Below are 18,784 nucleotides of genomic sequence, written 5' to 3'. Positions count from 1 at the left end.
GCCGCCGCCAGTGCGGCTGCGTGCCTTCGCGGCATCGAGCCCTGCGCGGGTGCGCTCCGGTATGATCGTGCGCTCAAACTCGGCCAGATGTAGTCTTGTCGATCGCCTCGGTGAGGGCGCTAAAGCCGATATCTTGCGCCTCAAGGCCTTCGACGGGCTCGATAAGTTGCTTCACGGAGCCCGCCAGACGGTCGAGTTTCCAGACGAAGAGGGTATCGCCCTTGCGCATGTACTGGACTGCGGCGACGAGTTGCGGCCCGTCCCGCCGCGCGCCAGATGCCTTCTCGACGGACATTTTCTCGCAGCCGGCCACCTTGAGCGCATCAAGCTGAAGCGCCGGCTTCTGATACTGCGTTGAGACACGCGCGTAATCGACCCACAAAGTTCGCTGTTAAAAATCATCTAGATATACAATATTCAAGAGCCTCGTCGGGCCGAAACAGCGATTACAGCTCGCTGACGCGCAAACCTCAAAAAACGCTCATTTTCAAGAAAAATAACAGCAAAAACCACCACGTGGTTGATCTTCTTATTAGCTTCACCACTCGTGCTTGGAGCTTGGAGAAAGTCCAGAGACCAATGTATCTTATAACGCGACGTGGGTATCAGCCACGTGCGGTAGCTGGGATCTACAGCCGGGTATACTTTTCATGCAAGTAGAGGGAGTATCCCCGTGCCGTTCATCCCCACGGGATCGCGGTCCGGAGGTCGGCAGAAGGATGCGTTTTCGCGAGCGTCGGCCACTATGAAGAGGCGAGAGCTAAGCCCATGAAAACATGGTCCGCGATCCGCTCCGCGGCGGCGGCATCGAGCGGGTTGAGCGGCACCAGTATGCGATAGTAGACCGGCCCGTAAAGGGCATCGAGCGCAACCTCCAGGTCCAGGTCCGGTCGCAATTCGCCCCGTTCGATGCCAGCCAGCAGAATCTCTTTACCCTCTTCGCGGCGCGGGCGCGCGTAGCCCTCAATGAAGGCTGCGACGGTGCCGGCGTCACGCTGCCCCTCGGCGATCAGTGCGGCGAGCACCTTTCCCGTTTTGCCCGAATAGACCTCGGCGACCCGCTTCAGCTGGGCCGTGATCTGCTCGCGTGCGGTGCCGGAAGGCTTGTAGGGAATTTTCGGCGCGGTTTCGGCAAGGAACCCCGCTACCGCGAGAGCGCCTTTCGTGGGCCACCACCGGTAGATCGTGGTCTTGCCGGCGCCCGCGCGCGCCGCGACGGCTTCGACTGTGAAGCCGGCAATCCCCTCCTCTTCCAAAATGGCGTTCGCAGCCTGAAGAATCTTGACCCGCGTCGTTTCCTTGCGCGGCCGTCCGGCGCTTCGGCGCACGACGCCTGTGGCCGCAGGTTGATCAGTGGACGGGTTAGACATGGATCGTATCACGCACAAACTATCACCCTCTTCGCCTAAAAAACGAGCTTGCTCAGCGAGTAGGCATAAATACAATACGTAGTGTATCGTAATGCAGATGGAGAGAAATCCATGCCAGCTCTCACCGACGATCAAGTCGCCTTTTTTCGCCGCAACGGTTACCACTACCCGGTTAACGCCCTCTCCGCTGAAGAGGCTGCGCAGTGCCGCGCCCGCATCGAGCAATACGAGAAGGATACCGGCGAAGAGGTCAACAAGCGCCTCAAGATCAAGGCGCACCTTGCATCTCCGTGGATGTGCGAGCTGGCGCGGCATCCCGAAATCGTCTCCGCCGTGCAGTCGATCATCGGACCGGACGTGCTTCTGTTCGGCTCTTCCGCTTTCGCCAAGAATGCGCAGGACAAGCGCTTCGTCTCCTGGCATCAGGATTCGGCATACTATGGTCTCAGCCCCAACGAGGAAGTGACGGTGTGGATCGCCCTGTCGCCGGCGACCTCCGAGAGCGGCTGTCTGCGTGTTCTTCCCGGAAGCCACGAGGGCCCTGACCTCGTCCACGAAGAAACCTACGACCCCGACAATCTCCTCGCGCGCGGGCAGTCGCTCCGGGGCATCGACGACACGAAAGCGGTCGAGATGCCGCTTCAACCCGGCCAGTTCTCGATGCACCACGAGCGGACCGCGCACGACTCGCTGCCCAATCAGACTGACGACCGGCGCATCGGCATGGCGTTCTTCTACATGCCGGCCCACGTCAAATCGACGATGGCCCGCCGCTCCGCGATGCATATCTCCGGCGAAGACCGCTACGGCCACTGGGACGTGGACCCGGAGCCGCAGACCGATCTCGATCCGGTCACGATGGCCTACCTCGATTCAATCTGGGGCGACTACCGGGACGACAGCGTCACGGTTCAGGCCTCGCGCAGCAAGACCGCCGCGGCAGGCTGACAACGCTGGCCCGGCTGATCCGCGGGTCGCGTCCGCAGCCAGCCGAGCAACATGCCCTTCATGCCACCCATGCACGGGATGCACTGATGACCAGCGAAATCATTCCGGTGATCGACGCGCAGATGCTGCGTGGAACCCCCGCAGAGCGACGCACATGCGCTGATGGCATCGCAAGCGCTTGCCGTGAAGTCGGCTTCTTCCATGTGGTGAACCACAACGTCGACCCTGCCCTCCTTGCTGGCGCGTTCGACGTCGCGCAGCGTTATTTCGCCCGCCCGCTCGACGCCAAGATGCAGAACGCCCTCAGCGCAGACACGAACTTCTGCGGCTACTTCCCCATGAAGGGCGAGGTCACTGACCCCGAAATTGGCGCCGACCCGAAGGAGGGCTACGACATCGCGTTCTCCTCGGACCGTCGGCATGCCGCCCTTGAATGGCCACCCGAGCCCGCGGACCTGCCAGGCGTGCTTACCCGCTATCACGAAGCGCTGAGCGCGCTGGCGCAGGACCTGTCGCGCGGGTTCGCACTTGCGCTGGACCTCCCGGAAGACTTTTTCACCGACCGGCTCGACCATCCGACCTCGATCCTGCGGCTTCTGCACTACCCGGCGGTGAGCCACGTCGCCGACCGCGCAGCTTTGCCGGAGACAGGCTGCGGCGCGCACAGCGACTATGGCTACCTCACCATATTGGCGCAGGACGACCGCGGCGGCCTGCAGGTGCAAACGGTCGATGGAGCGTGGATCGACGTTGCGCCGCGCGCCGGCGCCTACCTTTGCAACATCGGTGAGATGATGGCGCGGTGGACCAACAATCGGTTCCGCGCAACGCCCCATCGCGTCATCCGCGTTGCGACGGACTCGCGCTATTCGGTGCCGTTTTTCTTCCACCCGAATGCCGACGTGATGATCGAAACACTGCCGACCTGCCTCGGCGAGGGCGGCGTCACGGACTATGCGCCCATCACCACCGGCCAGTACCTCACCCAGCGGCTCGCTGGCGCGTTCGTCTGACAGGCGGGAGAACCGATCGTGGCAAACTCAGACTGGTTCTCCCGCTTCTCCATCCCGCTCGAGGATGGCGTCAACGAGAGCTTCATGTGGCTTTCGCTGCACTGGCGACCCTATTTCCAAATTGCGCGCGAACCGCTCGCGGCCTTCATCGAATGGGTTTCGGCGGTGCTGGTCGCGCTGCCGCCGCCGCTGGTGCTTGCCGCGCTGTTTCTCGCGACCTGGCAGCTCAACGGCGTCGTCAGCGCTGTATGCCTTGTCGCACTCGCCACATTTGTCGGCATGATCGGCATCTGGACCGAGATGATGGAGACGCTTGCCCTCATCCTTGTCGCGGTGGCGCTTTGCCTTGCGGTCGGGTTGCCACTCGGCCTCGCCGCCGCGCGTTCGGTGCGGCTCGACAATGCGCTCAGGCCCCTGCTCGACCTGATGCAGACACTGCCGGCGTTCGTCTATCTGGTGCCAATTGTTCTGCTTGTCGGCATCGGCGACCTCCCAGGCGTGCTCGTCACCTTCGTGTTCGCCGTGCCACCCACAATCCGCTTCACCAGCCTCGGCATCCGCGGGGTTCCGGCCCCCATGGTCGAGGCCGCGAATGCCCTCGGCGCTTCATCGCGGCAGGTGCTGTTCAAGGTCGAGGTGCCGCAGGCGATGCCGTCTATCGTCGCCGGCATCAACCAGACGATCATGATGGCACTGGCCATGGTCACCTACGCATCGATGATCGGCGTCGGCGGGCTCGGCCGGCTGGTGCTGCGCGGAATCGGCCGGCTCGATATGGGACTGGCCACCGTCGGCGGCATCGGGATCGTGGCCCTCGCCATCATTTTCAGCGCCCTCATTCGGACCAGCCGGCGCCCCGCGCCGGGTCCGGCGTGGCTGAAGAACCCCCGCGCGCTGTTCGCTTTCGCCGCCGGCAACCTGGCTGCCAACCGGACACGCCCGGCACGCCATTCATCCCCTGCGCAGAGCCCTTCCGCTGTGCCACTTGGAGATTCTCCCAATGCATCATCCTGAGATCCAACGTTCGCAATCCCGCCTGATCCCGTTCGCCGGCGCTGTACTCGCGATGACCGCCCTATCCACGCCCGGTCAGGCGCAAGATCTCCCCGGAACGGGCGTCAGCGTCGAAATCGCCTACGACTCCACCGCCGAAACCGTCTTCCAGACCGAGATCGTGGCGCTGGGCCTTGAAGCGCTTGGCTACGAGCTCGAACCGCCCCTGCCGCTGCAGATCCCGGCCATGTACCTCGCCACTGCAACCGGCGATGTCGACCTCATCGCCTGCGCATGGGAGCCTCTGCAGAACGCATTCTACGACCGCGCCGGCGGCGACGGCAGCATGGTGCGCCTCGGCACGCTGATCGAGGGCGCCACGCAGGGATATTTCGTGGACAAGCCGACCGCCGAGAAATACGGCATCACCTCCATCGATCAGCTCAAGGATCCGGAGCTGGCGGCCATCTTCTCGACCGACGGCAGCTCCAACGCCCAGCTCTTCGGCTGCCCTCCCGGCTGGGGCTGCGAGCGCGCCATCGAGCACCATCTCGATGCCTATGAGCTGCGGGACACGGTCGACCACGTGCAGGGCGACATGGCCGTGATCGCGTCCGAGATCATCGCGCGTCACGCCTCCGGCGATCCGGTCGTTTACTACACGTACAACCCGCTCTGGGTGTCGCAGGTGCTGGTGCCCGGTACCGATGTGGTTCAGCTCACCGTGCCATTCACCAGCCTGCCCGAGCCGACAGATGCGGCTCTCACTACCCTCGCGGACGGGCGCAACATCGGTCACACGATCAACACGATCGGTGTCATCGCCAACAAGGACTTTGCCGAAGAGAACCCCGCTGCGGCCAAGTGGATGGAGATCGTGAAGATCCCAGTCGAAGACGTTGTCGCGGAAAACTACAGCATCTACCAGGGCGAGAAGGACGACGAGGCCATCCGCGCCCACGCCGAAGCCTGGGTTGCCGAGAACGCCGAGCAGTTCGGCGCATGGGTCGAGGAAGCGAAAGCCGCCGCGCAGTGACCATGTTTGCCCGGAACACTGTCTCGGACGGCGCGGCCTTGCCGTCCCGTCTGGCAGGCGACGGGCTGGCCGATGCGCCGGAACGACGTCCGTTGGTGACGGAGGTCCCCGCCCTCGACATCAAGGGGGTGTGGAAGCTCTATGGTGCGGCGCGCGATGTGCGCGCCGCGGCCCGTTCGATCGCCGGCGGCGCCGAAGCCGTGCTGCCGGACCGCGCCGCCATCGAAAGCGAGCATGACGTGTTCGCGGCGCTTGCCGGCGTCAGCCTCAGGGTGCGGCGGCGCGAAACGCTCGCCGTTGTCGGCCTGTCGGGCAGCGGCAAGTCCACGCTGGTGCGGCATCTGAATGGCCTTCTGACACCCACTTGCGGCGAGGTCCGCGTCGATGGGCGCGATATCAGCACACTGCGTGCGAGCGCGCTTCAGGCCCTGCGGTCAACGCACGTCGGCATGGTCTTTCAAAGCACAAGCCTGTTCCCGCACCGCACCGTGCTTCAGAACGTCATCTTCGGCCTTGAGGTGCGCGGCGTCCCGCGGCGCGACATGGAGGCGACCGCCCGCCTGTGGCTGGACCGCGTGGAACTGTCCGACTGGGCGGACCGCTACCCCGACGAACTTTCCGGCGGGATGCAGCAGCGCGTCGGCCTTGCGCGGACCCTTGCGACGGACCCCGAGATCCTGCTCCTCGACGAACCGTTCAGTGCGCTCGACCCGCTGATCCGCCGCTCCTTGCAGGACGAATTCGTCTCGCTGGTCGCCAGGTATCGCAAGACCGCGGTATTCATCACCCATGACTTTGCCGAGGCGGTGCGCATAGCGGACCGGATCGCGGTGATGTCCGATGGCAAGATCGTGCAGGTGGGCACGCCGCGGGAGGTGCTGTTCACACCCGCCACGGACTATGTCGCAAGCTTCGGAACGCGCGAGATGAAGGCGCGCTTCACGCAGGCAGCCGACATTGCGACCGCCACCCCGTCCCGTCCTGCATGCGGCACGCATACCATACCTGGTGACACGCCGGTCGCGGAAATCATCCGCATGGCAAGCGGTGAAGACGTATCCTTTGAAGTAATGGACAAGGATGGGTCAACAACAGGATGGATCGACCGCAGCGTGCTCCTGTCTTGCCTGGAGGTCATTTTTGACGATCCGCCCGCTAGGCCCAACATGACTCTATAGCCGGAGAGCTGGTGACGCGCTCCTCGTCTTTGGACCACCCGGCTGGAGGATTTCCGGGGGTGTGCGCTCAAGCCGGGGAAGCGGCCTGAACGGATTTCATCAGCTCGATCGGCATCTTCTGGCCAAGCGCGCTGTGCGGGCGAACTTCGGTGTAGTCCCTACACCAAGCCTCCATCCTGGCCCGGGCGTCGTAGAGGCTCTTGAACCAGAGGGCGTTCAGGCATTCTGCGCGGAGCTTGCCATTGAAGGACTCGATGAAGGCATTGTCGGTCGGCTTGCCCGGCCGGGAGAAGTCGAGAACGACGCCCTTCTGGCAGGCCCACAGATCCAGGTCGCGGAAGACGAACTCGCTCCCCTGGTCCACCCGGATAGCCTGTTTCCCGGCAGGTCCGTTCGAGAGGCCGCACCACGTCCTCCCTCCGATCACTAAGCCGGCGATGAAGAAGCCAACGGTCAAGCGCTGTGTGTTTTATACTCGCAAGAGTTCGGAGGAAGACCTTCAACCGCTTCGGCGCCCGTCCAGGCCAACACCCGGCCATTGTCGACGCTGACCTCTTCGAGAACGTTCAGCGTCAGCTTGATGCGAATGTGCGGTTGATGGGGACGCCAAACAGCTAAGCACCCGCCCCAGCACTCGTCGGCCGCATCTTCTATGCCACCGGCGCGCCAATGTCGCCGGCGGCATCACACGGCGCGCGTGGCAAGACTTACCGCTACACCGTGTCGGCACCATTGCATCAAGGGCGGCGCAGTCACGATGCGGAAGGTGGCGTAGTCCGCCCGTTCCCACCGCTTTCTTCGAGGCTCGGCTCAGCGAATTCTGCATCGCTTCCTCGACGGGATTAGCGTAGAGCCGCTTGACCTTTCTCCGTCGCGTCGATGTCCATCGCGACTCTATCCGGCTGACGTTGCCGACCGACCATCTCGCGACAATTCGGGCCCCTATCGATGGCGACAAAATCGTCGAGCCGGATCCGGCGGATCAAGTGCGCTCGGGCTTCCAATGTTGAACACCTCCCCGGAATCATCCTACCGGCGCCGCGTTGTCCGCCTCGCTTTCCTCGCATCCGATCTTCAGGTTGCCTTTCTCGATGGACGCCAACCGCACGGGCTGACGATCTCTACACTCAGCGCCAGCAATATTCCGCCAGATAACAAATTTCCCTGTTCTTACTCTCATTGCCGAAACTCGCCACACGACAGACGGAGCAGACCACCCCCTGAATGGTGAACAAATTCTGGGCTAAGACCACCGCCATACAAAGAATCGGCGCGGGAAGCAGGACAAAAATGCGCCCTGTCCCGCGACTTACAGACCAGCGTTCAAATCGTTGAAAAGCGTAGGGGGCGTGGCGGAGGGAGAGGGTCTGGACTCGAACGTTCTCCGCCCCCCTGACCTACGACCGTACGCTCAGTCGTCAGTGACGATCGCCACAAGAGCCATGCAGAGCTCGATCTTTTCGAAAAAGTTGCTCCCTCCGGCTAGACTCTGAACTAAAGCGGCCGCTTCCAAATATATCCTGTTGAGTGCGCCCTCGCCCGGTGGTCGGTCTGTTTGGCGGTGGTGATCGGTCCTTACGGACTTCGCATGAAGCCGACCGGATGGTCCGACGCCCCACGCCAATTCGATGCGGCGCGACCACAGCTTCGTCCCATCGTGGACCGTTAAGGGAGATGTCCAAATTTCGGACGAGGTCCATTATGAAACTCGGCATGCGGATCCAGATGGTCGCTGCGGTTCCCCTTATTGGCCTCTTGTTGGTGGCATCGACGGTCGTATGGTTCGAACTGGATAAGCTGGAGCGAACCGGGCAAGCGGTTCAGCATGTGCGCGAAGCGAAGTTCTTCGCCGCAGCGGTCCACGAGCTTCAGAAGGAGCGCGGCTTGTCCGCCGGCTTTATCGGCAACCCGGACAGCCCCTTCCGGGGACAGCTCGAAACGCAACGGCACTCCACGGACGATGCGCTGAATGCGCTCTTGCCCGTGCTGCAAGCCGAGATGAACATCAACGACGGCGTCTTGAATGCCGAGGACATCGATAACGCAAGGCGCCAGATCGCAATGCTGCCGGACTGGCGACGCGCCGTGTCCGGCGGAACGATGCCGCTTGGCGACATGGCGAAGGCTTATACCGGCCTGATCAACGAGCTGCTGGAGGGCGAAGGTCACGTCTCGACCGTAAATACGCAGGGCGAGACCAGCCGCGTCGCCGACTACTACCACGACGTCATGGCCGCAAAGGAAGCCGCCGGCCTGCAACGTGCCATGGGGGCCAACGGCTTCGGCAGCGGAACCTTCGCGCCATCCGTCTACATTCGCTTCGTCAGCCTTGCCGCGACGCAGAATGCGCTTCTGGAGCACGCCGCGCACAACGCTCCCGCCGTCCTTCGGGGACTCATCGAGACAACGCTGTCCGGGCCGGTTGTGGACCGCTTCACCAAGATGGTGAAGGTGGCGGAACAATCGCCGCGTACCGAAGACCACGAGGGGATCACGGGACAGGACTGGTTCGAGACGTCGACGGCGCGGATCGAGCTTCTGAAAGAGATCGAGGACGGAGCCGGGGTCGCGCTGGTCGCATTGGCAGAGGCCGATCAAGCGCAGGCGAAGCTGGAGCTGGTGATCGTCTGCGCCGCCACGCTCATCGTGTTTGTGCTGTGCCTGATCGTCAGCACGTTGGCGGCGCGCAGCCTGCGCCGGCCAATCGCAACGGTCGTTTCGGAAATCGGATCGCTGGCCGACGGCAACGTCAACATCGCGGTCGGCAACGTCGATCGCACGGACGAGATCGGCGCAATCGCCCGCGCGCTCGAAACGCTCCGTCAGGGCCAGATCGAGCGCCGGCGTCTCGTCGAAGATGACAGGCTGCGCGTTGAGGCCGACGAAGCGCGGGCAAAGCGGATCGAGGCGGCGATCGGGTCCTTCCGCACACGCTCCGAAGACACGCTGGAGGAGATGAGCAGCACCGGACACGGCCTCGCCGACGTGTCCAAGGAGCTGGCGACGGCCGCAACCCTCTCGCGCGAGGAGACCACCGACGCGCAGACCTCCAACTCGCAAGCGACTGCGGCCGTGCAGAACGTCGCCTCTGCAATCGAAGAGCTGCAGAATTCGGTTTCCGAAATTGCCGAACGCATTCGCCAGAACCAGAGCGCGACCGATGAGGCGGCGATTGCCGCCGGGGCCACGTCCGACCGGGTCATGGGCCTTGCAGGCGCGGCAGACCGCATTGGCGACATCACCAAGGTCATTGCCGACATTGCCGAACAGACCAACCTCCTCGCGCTCAACGCGACGATCGAGGCCGAGCGGGCAGGCTCTGCCGGTCGCGGTTTCGCAGTCGTGGCTTCGGAGGTGAAGGGGCTTGCCGACCAGACGGCAGCGGCGACAGCCCAGATCCACCAGCAGATCGGCGACATCCAGAAGGAGGGCCGCGCCGCCGTTCAGGGTATCGAGGACATCATGGCGCGGTTCGAGACGCTGCGCACCGGCGCGCTCGCGATCTCAACGGCGATGTCGCAACAGTCCAGCACCACCTCCTCGATCGGAGAGGGCATGCGAACCGCCGCGGAGGGATCCGAGAGCGCCTTCAAGCGCGTGACAGGCGCGGCAGAGGCGGTAGAGCGCACTGCCGAGGGCGCACGGGCGGTCGAGGGTGCGGCCGAGCGGATCAACAGCGTATCGGCCTCATTACGCTCGGTGGTGACCGACTTCCTCGCCACGGTGCGCACCACCTGAAGCGCACAAGCCGCGCTATTGCCGGCGCGCGCCCTCATCGCAGCGCCGGCCAGAGCCTTGGGCCCGCCGTCTTGGTAAGAGCGGGCTGCGCCGATCGTGTGCTTCCAGCGTTCACCAACAGGCCGTGCCCTTCGGGGCATATGCGCGCTGGTTCTGCCGAAACTGACGGGCTTACAGATCGCAACCGCTCCTTGCCGGAGCGTTCGCGAGGTTGACGGCTGACAGGTCGCCGGGTTCCGAGTTGCGCCAGCCGCGGTCACCCGGTCCGCGCAGAATTAAAAGGCGGCCATGTTGGCCGACGCATTGCGCTTCAATCCGCCCCCTCAATTGTAGAGGGACGGATCATCCGGCTGGGGCTCGTCGTGGATCTCCTGCGGAGCGTCAGCGGGGTCGAACACGTCCGGGGGAGCGGGACCGTCGTCGGTTTGTCCGTCATCGGCGTCCGGGTCCATTTCGTCGGCTCCGCTCGTGAGGGCCGGATCGAGAGCATGAGCGTCCGGCGCTTCGTCTGCGGGTCCGGCGCCGATCGCCTCGAGATAACGCGACGCACCGCCCTCGGTCGGCTCTGCCGACTGGGCTCCGCCGTTGCCTCCCACGGCCTGGAGGTAGTGGTCGAGGGGCGACGCCCTGGTTGGCGTCGGCTCTGCCGGCACGTCGGCCGCTTCGTCGGCGACCGCCATGTCGGCCATCGCATTGTCGCCGGGGATCCCCGGTGTGCTCGGGAAATGCCCCTCCGACGGACTATCGCCGCCGCCTTCGGCCTCCATGGGCGTGCCATGCTGGGCGAAACCTGGGTCTGCGGTCTCCTGCCCGGAAATGTCCGCCCCGGCTTCATCGACGACGCCGCCCAGGCTGTTCATCGCCCTTCCGTCCGCGTCGAGGGTGATCGTCATGTCCTCGGTGAGCGTGGTGTCCGGCGCGTCCGGGTGGGACGGCGCGACCTCGTCGGCGCCCCTGATGGTGACCTCCATCGCGTAGGTGGCGCCGCCCGATGTGGTGACGGTGACGCTGTCGGTGAGGCTGTCCCCATGGTCGAGCTGCTGGATCGCGGCCTGGGAATTGTCCGCGGTGTAGGTCCAGTGGCCGTCTGCCGTCAGCGTGAAGGTGCCGTAGGCGCCTGCGACCGGCGCAGTCGGCAACGGATCGGCAGAATCGACGGCATGGAGCGTCCCGTGCTGTGACAGGTTGCCGCCCTGCATCGACCTCTGGTCATCTTCGGTGACCATTTCGGCGTCGACATCATGGACGACCTGCGCCACCCGCGCGTCGCCCTTGTCATTGACTTCGAGCCGGAGTTCCAGCGTGTTTGTGGTAGAGGTGGGGGTCCTACCGTAAACATCGAAGGTCTCGACCGCGGTATGGCCCGCGGGGATCTGGGCAAGCCGCGCCGGATCGGGCGAATAGGTCCAGGAGCCGGACGTCATGTCCATGTGGAAGGTGCCGTAGCTCCCGTCCACAGTGTAGTCGTGGCTGGCGGACGGCCGTGCCCCGGGCAGCAGAAACATGTAGTGGGCCGATAGATCGTCGGGGTCGGTGACCCCGAGTTGTCCGCCGACGGCATGGGCCGCACCGGTCGATGGCTGCCGGGAAGCCTCGGACAGGACCCCGGGATCGTTGTCCGCCTCGATGACGATGGACAGATCCCTGGTCGTCCCGTCTGTCGCGTGGACCGTGAAGCTCTGGGTCGTGTCGGCAAGCAGGGTCTCGGTCCCGGAGCGGTCGACCGTGAAGCTCCACTGCCCGTCCCCGTCGATGGTAAAGGTGCCGTACTGCGACGTTTGCGTGCTTTGCACGAAGCCCGGCACCGTGGCCTTGTCGGTGTCGATACCCAGATCTCCGCTGACGGGCGCGGTCGCAGCCTCGTCGATACGGGCGACGGGCGAGCCGGTGATCACCGTGTAGTGGGCTCCGTGCGGGTCTACCGTGACGTCCACAGGCGCGCTCGTTGCGGTCTCGCCGGTGCCGGCATCGGTGGCAACGGCGGTGACATGCAGTGTCTGCGGACTGGAATGCAGCACCTTCAGGCCCTGCGCCTCCGCTTCCGTCACGGTCCAGGAGCCATCGGGATTGCGGCTGCCGACCGACAGCACCGCCTGCTGCAGCCCCTCGATCCGCCAGGCGGTCGACTGGTCGGTGTCGCTGGTGTCGCCCGGCGTCCCGCTGAGGTCGAGCGGAGTCTCGTAGCGGATCAGCTCTGCCTGGACCGACTTCACCTCGACATTCGTGTGCACGTAGTCCGGCTTGCCGCCCGAGGTCAGCTCGGGCGGTGGGCTCTCGGCCTCCAGCGAGATGTAGGCGAACGGCCGCGCCGTATCGATCTGAAGTTCGACGTGCCCGCCTGTCGCGTTGGCCGCAGTCCGCACGATGGTGCCTTCATCGACGATCTGACGGTTCTCGTCATAAACTGCCCAGTGGACCTGGTCGTTGTGGCCGATGGTAATTTCGCCACCGGGGCCAAACTGCTCCATCGAGACATGCGCGCTGCGCGACAATCCCTCCAGCTCGACGACGAGCGTCTCGCCCTTCTCGTTCGCCGACTGCTGGGCCGCATTGTCCGCCGTCGTGTCGAGTGTGTAGCCGGCTGTCTTGTTGGCGTTTCCAGCCGTGTCAGTCGGGACACCGCTGGTCGATTCGACGCCGAACGTCCCTCCCCGGCCCACACCGAGCCCCGTCTGACCGGCGGTTGGATCGAGGAGATTGCCGGTGCCGTCCCGATAGGCCTCGCCGTAGCCGAACCCGTGCAAGATGAAGCCGGTGGACGCGACGGTCGTTCCCGAGGCCACGGCCTCCGCATGGCTCGGGGCGAAGGTGCTGGTGCCGACGGTCGTGGCCATGGTCGGCGCGTCGATGGTGCCGTGGATCGTGACGGTGATGTCGTGCGTAGTGCCATCGACGCTCGTCACCTTGAGCATCTCCGTGACGCTCTGGCCCGGCCCGAGGTCCTGGACCGACGGCTGGCTGTTGTCGGCGTTGTAGGTCCAAAGGCCATCCGCGGTCAGCGTGAATCTGCCGTACTGACCCGCGCCCGCGGTGCCGGTGACCGGGCTGAAGGCCGCCTCGCCGAGGTCCGGGTCGGTGATCGTGAGCTGGCCACCCGCCGCAAGGTCGCCCCCCGCAAGCCCCGTGTCCTCGGTCAACGTGTCGCTGTCGACGCCCGAGATCGTCGCCGGGGTGTGGGATGGCTGAGCCGGCGCGAGGGAGGAACCGGGGCGCACCTGGGCGCGGCCCTGGTCGTCGACCGCGACGTGCAGGTCGAGCGTCGCACTTTCGCTCGTGCCGAGGATCTGGCTCTTGGCGCTGACGCTCTCGTCCACCACCTGGCCAGGTGCGAGCGTCGCGGTCTTCGACGGATCGACCGTGTAGGTCCAGTCGCCGCTCTGCGCATTGATCTTGAAGGTGCCGTAGGTTCCGTCGAGTTCGGTGAACATCCCGGGAGACGAGCCCGTTCCGCTGACGCGCTGGCCGCCTTCGATGAGGTACATCGACCCGCGAGGCGCCGGGGTGTCCGTATCCGTTTGCGCGAGATGCCCGCCCACGACCGCGGCGGGCGTGCGAACGCCGGTGCCGGCGGTGTCGACCAGCACGCTGGCATCATCCTGGCCTTCGACGAAGACACTCAACTCCGTGGTCGCCCCGTCCGTCGTGTGGACGGTGAAGGTGTCGGTCCCCGTGTCCGAGCGCAGCCCTTGCGCGGCTGTGTTGTCGACGACGTAGGTCCACCGCCCGTCCGTGTCGACGTGGAGCGTGCCGTACTGGCCCTGCTGGTCACCGGCGACGAAGCTCGGCGTGACGGCGGCATTGGTGTCGATGTCCAGATCGCCGCCGATCGGGGTCGTCGCGTCCTCGTCGGTCCGCCCAACGGGCGCGCCGGTGATGACGGTGTAGATCGCCCCGCCCGGATCGACAGTGACGGCGACCGGCTGGCTTTGCGCCGTATCGCCCGTCCCGGAATCCGTGGCGATGGCGGTGACCTGTACCTGTTCGGTACCGGTATGGACGACCGTGAGGCCCTGCGCCTCCGCGCCGGTCACAGTCCAGGACCCGTTGGGGTTCTCCGTCCCGGCCGACAGCGTTCCGCTTCGCAGCCCGTCGATCCGCCATGACACGCTCTGGTCGGTGTCGCCCGTGTCGCCGGTTGCTCCCGAAATATCCAGTGGCGTCTCGTAGCGCAACACTTCGGCCCGAACGCTCAAAACGCTGACATTTGTCGTGAACTGTTCTGTCTGCTCGGGCACCAAGTCGCCGATGTGGTAATTGCTGAACTGCCGCGCGTCGGCCGCCGTCGCTGTGTGTGCCGGTATCACCTCCGGCGCGGGCGCCTCGGCCGTCAGGGCGATGTAGCTGAAGGGCGACCCGGCGCTGATCGACAGGTCGGTCGTGAGGTTGCCGGAAAGAGTTGCCGTTGGTTGGGACTCGAATTCGCCTTCGGCGACGACACTGTGGTCCGCGGCATAGGCGGTCCAGTGCACCTTGTCGCCGTGACCGCCGAGATCCCCGAGCGAGACCGTGGCTTGCCTTGCCATACCGTCGAGTTCGATCACCAGCGTTTCACCGGCCTGCTGGGACTTGTCTGTCGCCGAGGTCGTGGCGCTGTCCAGAACGTTGTCGCGGGGTGTCCCTACAGTGGTGTTGACGCCAGTGCCGCTGTAGCCCGGGTTCGCAGCGAGAACCTCCTGCGTCAACGGCGCATCCACACCGAGGGACCCGCCGGACGCGATCCCGCCCGCAACTCGCGCGCTTGCCGTTCCCGGATCGACGAGATCGCCGCCCGCCGTCTCGTAGCCTTCGCCCAGCCCGAAGCCATGGAGCTTGAAGCCGGTGGATTGGATCGTCCCAGCCGCATCCACGTCCACCACCGCGTGTTCCGGAACGGCGACCGTGGCGCGCACCGCGGCGCCGACGGTCGGTGCGTCGATGGCGCCAGCGATCGTGACGGTGATGTCATGGGTCGTGCCGTCGACGCTGGTGACCTGCAGCGTATCCGTGAGGCTCTGGCCCGGCCCGATTTCCTGCACCGCCTGCTGGCTGTTGTCGGCCGTGTAGGTCCACTGGCCGTCCGCGCTCAGCGTGAAGGTGCCGTAGGTGCCCGCACCCGTCGCGCCCGCAATCGGCACGAAGGCGGACTCGCCCGTATCGGCATCGGTGACCGTGAGTGTGCCGCCCGCCGTCAGGTTGCCGGACGTCACGGCCTTGTCCTCGAGCAGCGTTACGCTGTCGGCACCGGCGATCTGCGCACCGTCCGGGGTGCCTGTTACGGTCACCGTGACCTCATGGGTGTCCTGCCCGCCGTGCGGGTCGGTCACGATGACGCGCAGCGTCTCGGTCGCCGGCTGGCCCAACGTCAACGCCTGGGTGGCCGGCCGGCCGTTGTCGAGCGTGTAGGTCCATCCGCCCGACTGGTCCACGCTCAGCGTGCCGTAAGTGCCGGTGGTGGAGGTGTCGACGGTCCACACCAGCGAGGAGGCACCATCGGTTCCGTCGACGTCGGTGGAGGACAGGGACCCCGTTGCGGTGGTCGTTCCGGCGTCCTCCGTGACCGCGCCGGAGTCCGTATCGGTCTTCCCGATCGTGATGATCGGGGCGTCGTTCGTGCCGTGCACCTCGAAGTGAAGGGTACGCAAGGAGTACCCGTGGTTGGGATCGAGAACGCCAATCTGAATCTGGTCGGTCTGCGTCTGCCCCTCGCCCAGCTGCTGGGTCTCCGGCTTGCCGTTATCAAGCGTATAGGTCCACTGCCCGGTGTGGGCGTCGATTGACACGCTGCCGAATGTTCCGTGTCCGCCGCCGACGACCTTCCACGTCAGATCGCCGGTCGCGTTGTCAATGTCCGTCGCCGTCAACGTCCCGGTGGCGGTGACATGCGCCGCGTTGTCCTCGGTCACGTCGCCGTCGGTCTGCCGCACTGCCGTCGTGATCACCGGACGGTCGTTCTTGCCCGCAATGGTTACGGTGATGTCGTGCGTCGTTCCGTCGACGCTGGTGACCGTAAAGGTGTCAGTGAGGGTGTCCTTCGGGCCGAGCTGGTCGATTGCGGTCTGCGCGTTGTCGGCTGTGTAGTTCCAGTGCCCCTGCGCATCGAGCGTGAACGTGCCGTATCGTCCCGCGCCTGCCGCGCCGGCGACCGGCGTGAACGCGGCCTCCCCTGCATCGACGTCGGTGATGGTCAGCGCGCCGCCAGTTTGCAGATGCCCGGTCTGAAGGTTGGTATCTTCGGTGAGCGATCCGGCATCCGTGCCGCCGATCACGGCGGGTTCCTGCACGGGCGCCACGTTGATGTGGAGCGTTGCCTCCGCGGATGCTGCCGGCGCCCCTTCACCCGGCGACAGGTCGACCACGAACTCCGAGACCTTGAGGGTGATCGGGCCGGTGAAATCCTTGGGCGGCGTCAGTTCGAGGCTGCCCAGTTCCGTTGAGTTCACGGTCCATCTTCCGGGGAATCTGGAATCAGCGACACCGTGGTTCAGCGTTGCCCCGGCGGGCACGCCGTCGATGGTAAGGCTGGCCGGCAGGTGCTCCGTCGGGTCCTTGTCGACGAGGGACGTCGCGATTGCGAGCCCGATCGGGTGATCCTCCGTGGCCGCCAGCGTCGCCGTTGCATTGTTGCCCGCCGTCGCGGTCGCGTGATCGGTGCCCTGGGTCGCCGTGACCGTCAGAGCCGGGGCGTCGATTACGCCGCGGATCTCGACCGTCAGCGCGTGCCGGGTGCCATCGACGGACGTGACCATCAAAAGGTCCGTCAGGTGCTCCCCGCGACCGAGCTGCTGAACGGCAGGTTGAGAATTGTCGAGCTGGTAGGTCCAGGTACCGTCCGGCTTGACCGAGAACGTCCCGTGCGCGCCCGCAGCCGACGGCTGCGCGGTGAACGCGGCCTCTCCCCGGTCCGGATCGACGATGTCGAGTTTGCCGCCCGCTGTCAGGACCGTGTCCTCGGTCACATGACTGGTATCGGCCCCAAGGATCTGCGGGATGTGCGGGGCGAGGTTCGGCGTCTTGTCGTTGCCCAGCGTTGGCGGCACGCGGTCCGGCGCCAGATGATCTGGCGTCGTCATCTGCTGCGGGGCGAGGTTCGGGGTCTTGTCGTTGCCGAGTGTCGGCGGCACGCGGTCCGGCGCAAGGTGGTCCGGCGGCGTCGTCTGCTGCGGGGCGAGGTTCGGGGTCTTGTCATTGCCGAGTGTCGGCGGCACGCGGTCCGGCGCAAGGTGGTCCGGCGGCGTCGTCTGCTGCGGCGCGAGGTTTGGCGTCTTGTCGTTGCCGAGCGTGGGCGGCACGCGATCCGGCGCAAGGTAGTCCGGCGGCGTCGTCTGCTGCGGCGCGAGGTTTGGGGTCTTGTCGTTGCCGAGTGTCGGCGGCACCCGGTCCGGCGCCAGGTGATCCGGCGTCGAAGTCTGCTGCCGCGCGAGGTTTGGGGTCTTGTCGTTTCCCAGCGTCGGCGGCACGCGGTCCGGCGCCAGATGGTCCGGCGGCGTCATCTGCTGCGGGGCGAGGTTCGGGGTCTTGTCGTTGCCGAGCGTCGGCGGCACGCGGTCCGGCGCCAGGTGGTCCGGCGGCGTTGTCTGCTGCGGGGCGAGGTTTGGGGTCTTGTCGTTGCCCAGCGTCGGCGGCACGCGGTCCGGCGCCAGATGGTCCGGCGGCGTCGTCTGCTGCGGGGCGAGGTTTGGGGTCTTGTCGTTGCCGAGTGTCGGCGGCACGCGGTCAGGCGCAAGGTGATCCGGCGGCGTCGTCTGCTGCGGGGCGAGATTTGGCGTCTTGTCGTTGCCGAGCGTCGGCGGCACGCGGTCCGGTGCCAGGTGATCTGGCGGCGTCGTCTGCTGCGGCGCGAGGTTCGGGGTCTTGTCGTTGCCGAGCGTTGGCGGCATCAGCGGAGGCACGGCCGTCCCCGTGGCCGTCGGCTGCGGGATCTGCCCTGGCACCTGGTCGGGCGTATTCAGCGTCGGCGGCACAAGAGGAGGCACGGCCGTGCCAGTCGTGCCAGGCTCCGGCACCCGCCCCGGCACCTCACCGTGACCGCCGACCGTCAGGGGCTCGCCCGTCTCCGGCGGGGGCGTGACCGACGGATTGCCCGGCAACGGTTGCCCGGGCGATCCGTGCGACGGCTGCGGGAACGGGCCGGCGCTGCCATGGGGAGCGTGCGGCGCGAGCGGAGAGGCGACGGTGACGCCGGAGGGTTCCATTTGCCCCGTGACGGCGCCTTTCGGGGTGAACTCCGACGTTCGCGGCGATGCCGCCGGCGCGTGGGCTCCGTCGTCGGCCGGAGATTGAGGTGCCGGTCGAGCGGTGTCGACGCCATCCGCCGCTTGCGCGGGCGGAAGGTCCGGTTCCCTCTCGACCGGCCCGGCGGGGGTTCCTTCCGCGTCGGCCGCCTTCGTCCCGCCGAACAGACCACCGAGCGCCCGGGCGAGCCAGCCGAAGCCCTCTTCAGAGCGCTTGCGCGTCGCCGCATTGTCGCGATCCATCCGCCGGGGCGCGTCTTCCCCTTCCGCTTCGGGGCGGGGTCGCGTGCCTCTCGGG

At 65.8% G+C, this 18,784-nt stretch carries 9 protein-coding genes and 1 pseudogene; 6 read left to right on the top strand and 4 right to left on the bottom strand.

Going from position 1 to position 18,784, the window contains the following annotated elements:
- Positions 1–73: 73 nt before the first annotated feature.
- Positions 74–382: a recombinase family protein gene (locus tag RDV64_RS14750; RefSeq protein WP_309195679.1), complete on the bottom strand. Its 309-nt coding sequence runs from the start codon at positions 380–382 to the stop codon at positions 74–76.
- A gap of 361 nt (positions 383–743) precedes the next feature.
- On the bottom strand, positions 744–1,370 hold the full coding sequence (locus RDV64_RS14745; RefSeq protein ID WP_309195678.1) for a TetR/AcrR family transcriptional regulator: 627 nt from the start codon (positions 1,368–1,370) through the stop codon (positions 744–746).
- Between the two features lie 111 nt (positions 1,371–1,481).
- On the opposite strand from RDV64_RS14745, the gene RDV64_RS14740 reads away from it, so the two are divergent.
- From RDV64_RS14740 to RDV64_RS14720, 5 genes are all read left to right on the top strand, one after another.
- Positions 1,482–2,318: a phytanoyl-CoA dioxygenase family protein gene (locus RDV64_RS14740; RefSeq protein WP_309195677.1), complete on the top strand. Its 837-nt coding sequence runs from the start codon at positions 1,482–1,484 to the stop codon at positions 2,316–2,318.
- A gap of 86 nt (positions 2,319–2,404) precedes the next feature.
- Entirely contained in the window at positions 2,405–3,331 is a 927-nt protein-coding gene (locus RDV64_RS14735; RefSeq protein WP_309195676.1) for a 2OG-Fe(II) oxygenase family protein, read from the top strand.
- Between the two features lie 18 nt (positions 3,332–3,349).
- Entirely contained in the window at positions 3,350–4,345 is a 996-nt protein-coding gene (locus RDV64_RS14730; protein WP_309195675.1) for an ABC transporter permease subunit, read from the top strand.
- Positions 4,346–4,397: 52 nt separating this feature from the next.
- A complete protein-coding gene (gene proX, locus RDV64_RS14725; protein WP_309195674.1) occupies positions 4,398–5,360 on the top strand; it encodes a glycine betaine/L-proline ABC transporter substrate-binding protein ProX in 963 nt (320 codons plus the stop codon).
- 38 nt (positions 5,361–5,398) lie between these two features.
- A complete protein-coding gene (locus RDV64_RS14720) occupies positions 5,399–6,538 on the top strand; it encodes an ATP-binding cassette domain-containing protein (protein WP_309195673.1) in 1,140 nt (379 codons plus the stop codon).
- A gap of 67 nt (positions 6,539–6,605) precedes the next feature.
- On the opposite strand, the pseudogene RDV64_RS14715 reads toward RDV64_RS14720, so the two are convergent.
- Positions 6,606–6,984, bottom strand: a pseudogene (locus tag RDV64_RS14715) (integrase core domain-containing protein); the annotation flags it as partial.
- A gap of 1,255 nt (positions 6,985–8,239) precedes the next feature.
- Here RDV64_RS14715 and RDV64_RS14710 point away from each other — a divergent pair.
- Positions 8,240–10,276 (top strand): methyl-accepting chemotaxis protein, encoded by a 2,037-nt coding sequence (locus RDV64_RS14710; RefSeq protein ID WP_309195672.1) that lies wholly within the window; start codon positions 8,240–8,242, stop codon positions 10,274–10,276.
- 323 nt (positions 10,277–10,599) lie between these two features.
- Here RDV64_RS14710 and RDV64_RS14705 read toward each other — a convergent pair whose 3' ends face one another.
- Positions 10,600–18,729: a VCBS domain-containing protein gene (locus RDV64_RS14705; RefSeq protein WP_309195671.1), complete on the bottom strand. Its 8,130-nt coding sequence runs from the start codon at positions 18,727–18,729 to the stop codon at positions 10,600–10,602.
- Positions 18,730–18,784 lie beyond the last annotated feature (55 nt).

This window comes from Acuticoccus sp. MNP-M23, from assembly GCF_031195445.1.
Classification (GTDB): domain Bacteria; phylum Pseudomonadota; class Alphaproteobacteria; order Rhizobiales; family Amorphaceae; genus Acuticoccus.
Note: the sequence above shows the minus strand (reverse complement) of the source record. Positions and strands in the feature narration are given on the sequence as shown.

Excerpts from the sequence above, each read along its gene's own strand:
- RDV64_RS14740 (WP_309195677.1), top strand. The coding sequence starts at position 1,482 with ATGCCAGCTCTCACCGACGATCAAGTCGCCTTTTTTCGCCGCAACGGT.
- RDV64_RS14710 (WP_309195672.1), top strand. The coding sequence starts at position 8,240 with ATGAAACTCGGCATGCGGATCCAGATGGTCGCTGCGGTTCCCCTTATT.
- RDV64_RS14735 (WP_309195676.1), top strand. The coding sequence starts at position 2,405 with ATGACCAGCGAAATCATTCCGGTGATCGACGCGCAGATGCTGCGTGGA.
- RDV64_RS14705 (WP_309195671.1), bottom strand. The coding sequence starts at position 18,729 with ATGGATCGCGACAATGCGGCGACGCGCAAGCGCTCTGAAGAGGGCTTC.
- RDV64_RS14745 (WP_309195678.1), bottom strand. The coding sequence starts at position 1,370 with ATGTCTAACCCGTCCACTGATCAACCTGCGGCCACAGGCGTCGTGCGC.
- proX (WP_309195674.1), top strand. The coding sequence starts at position 4,398 with ATGACCGCCCTATCCACGCCCGGTCAGGCGCAAGATCTCCCCGGAACG.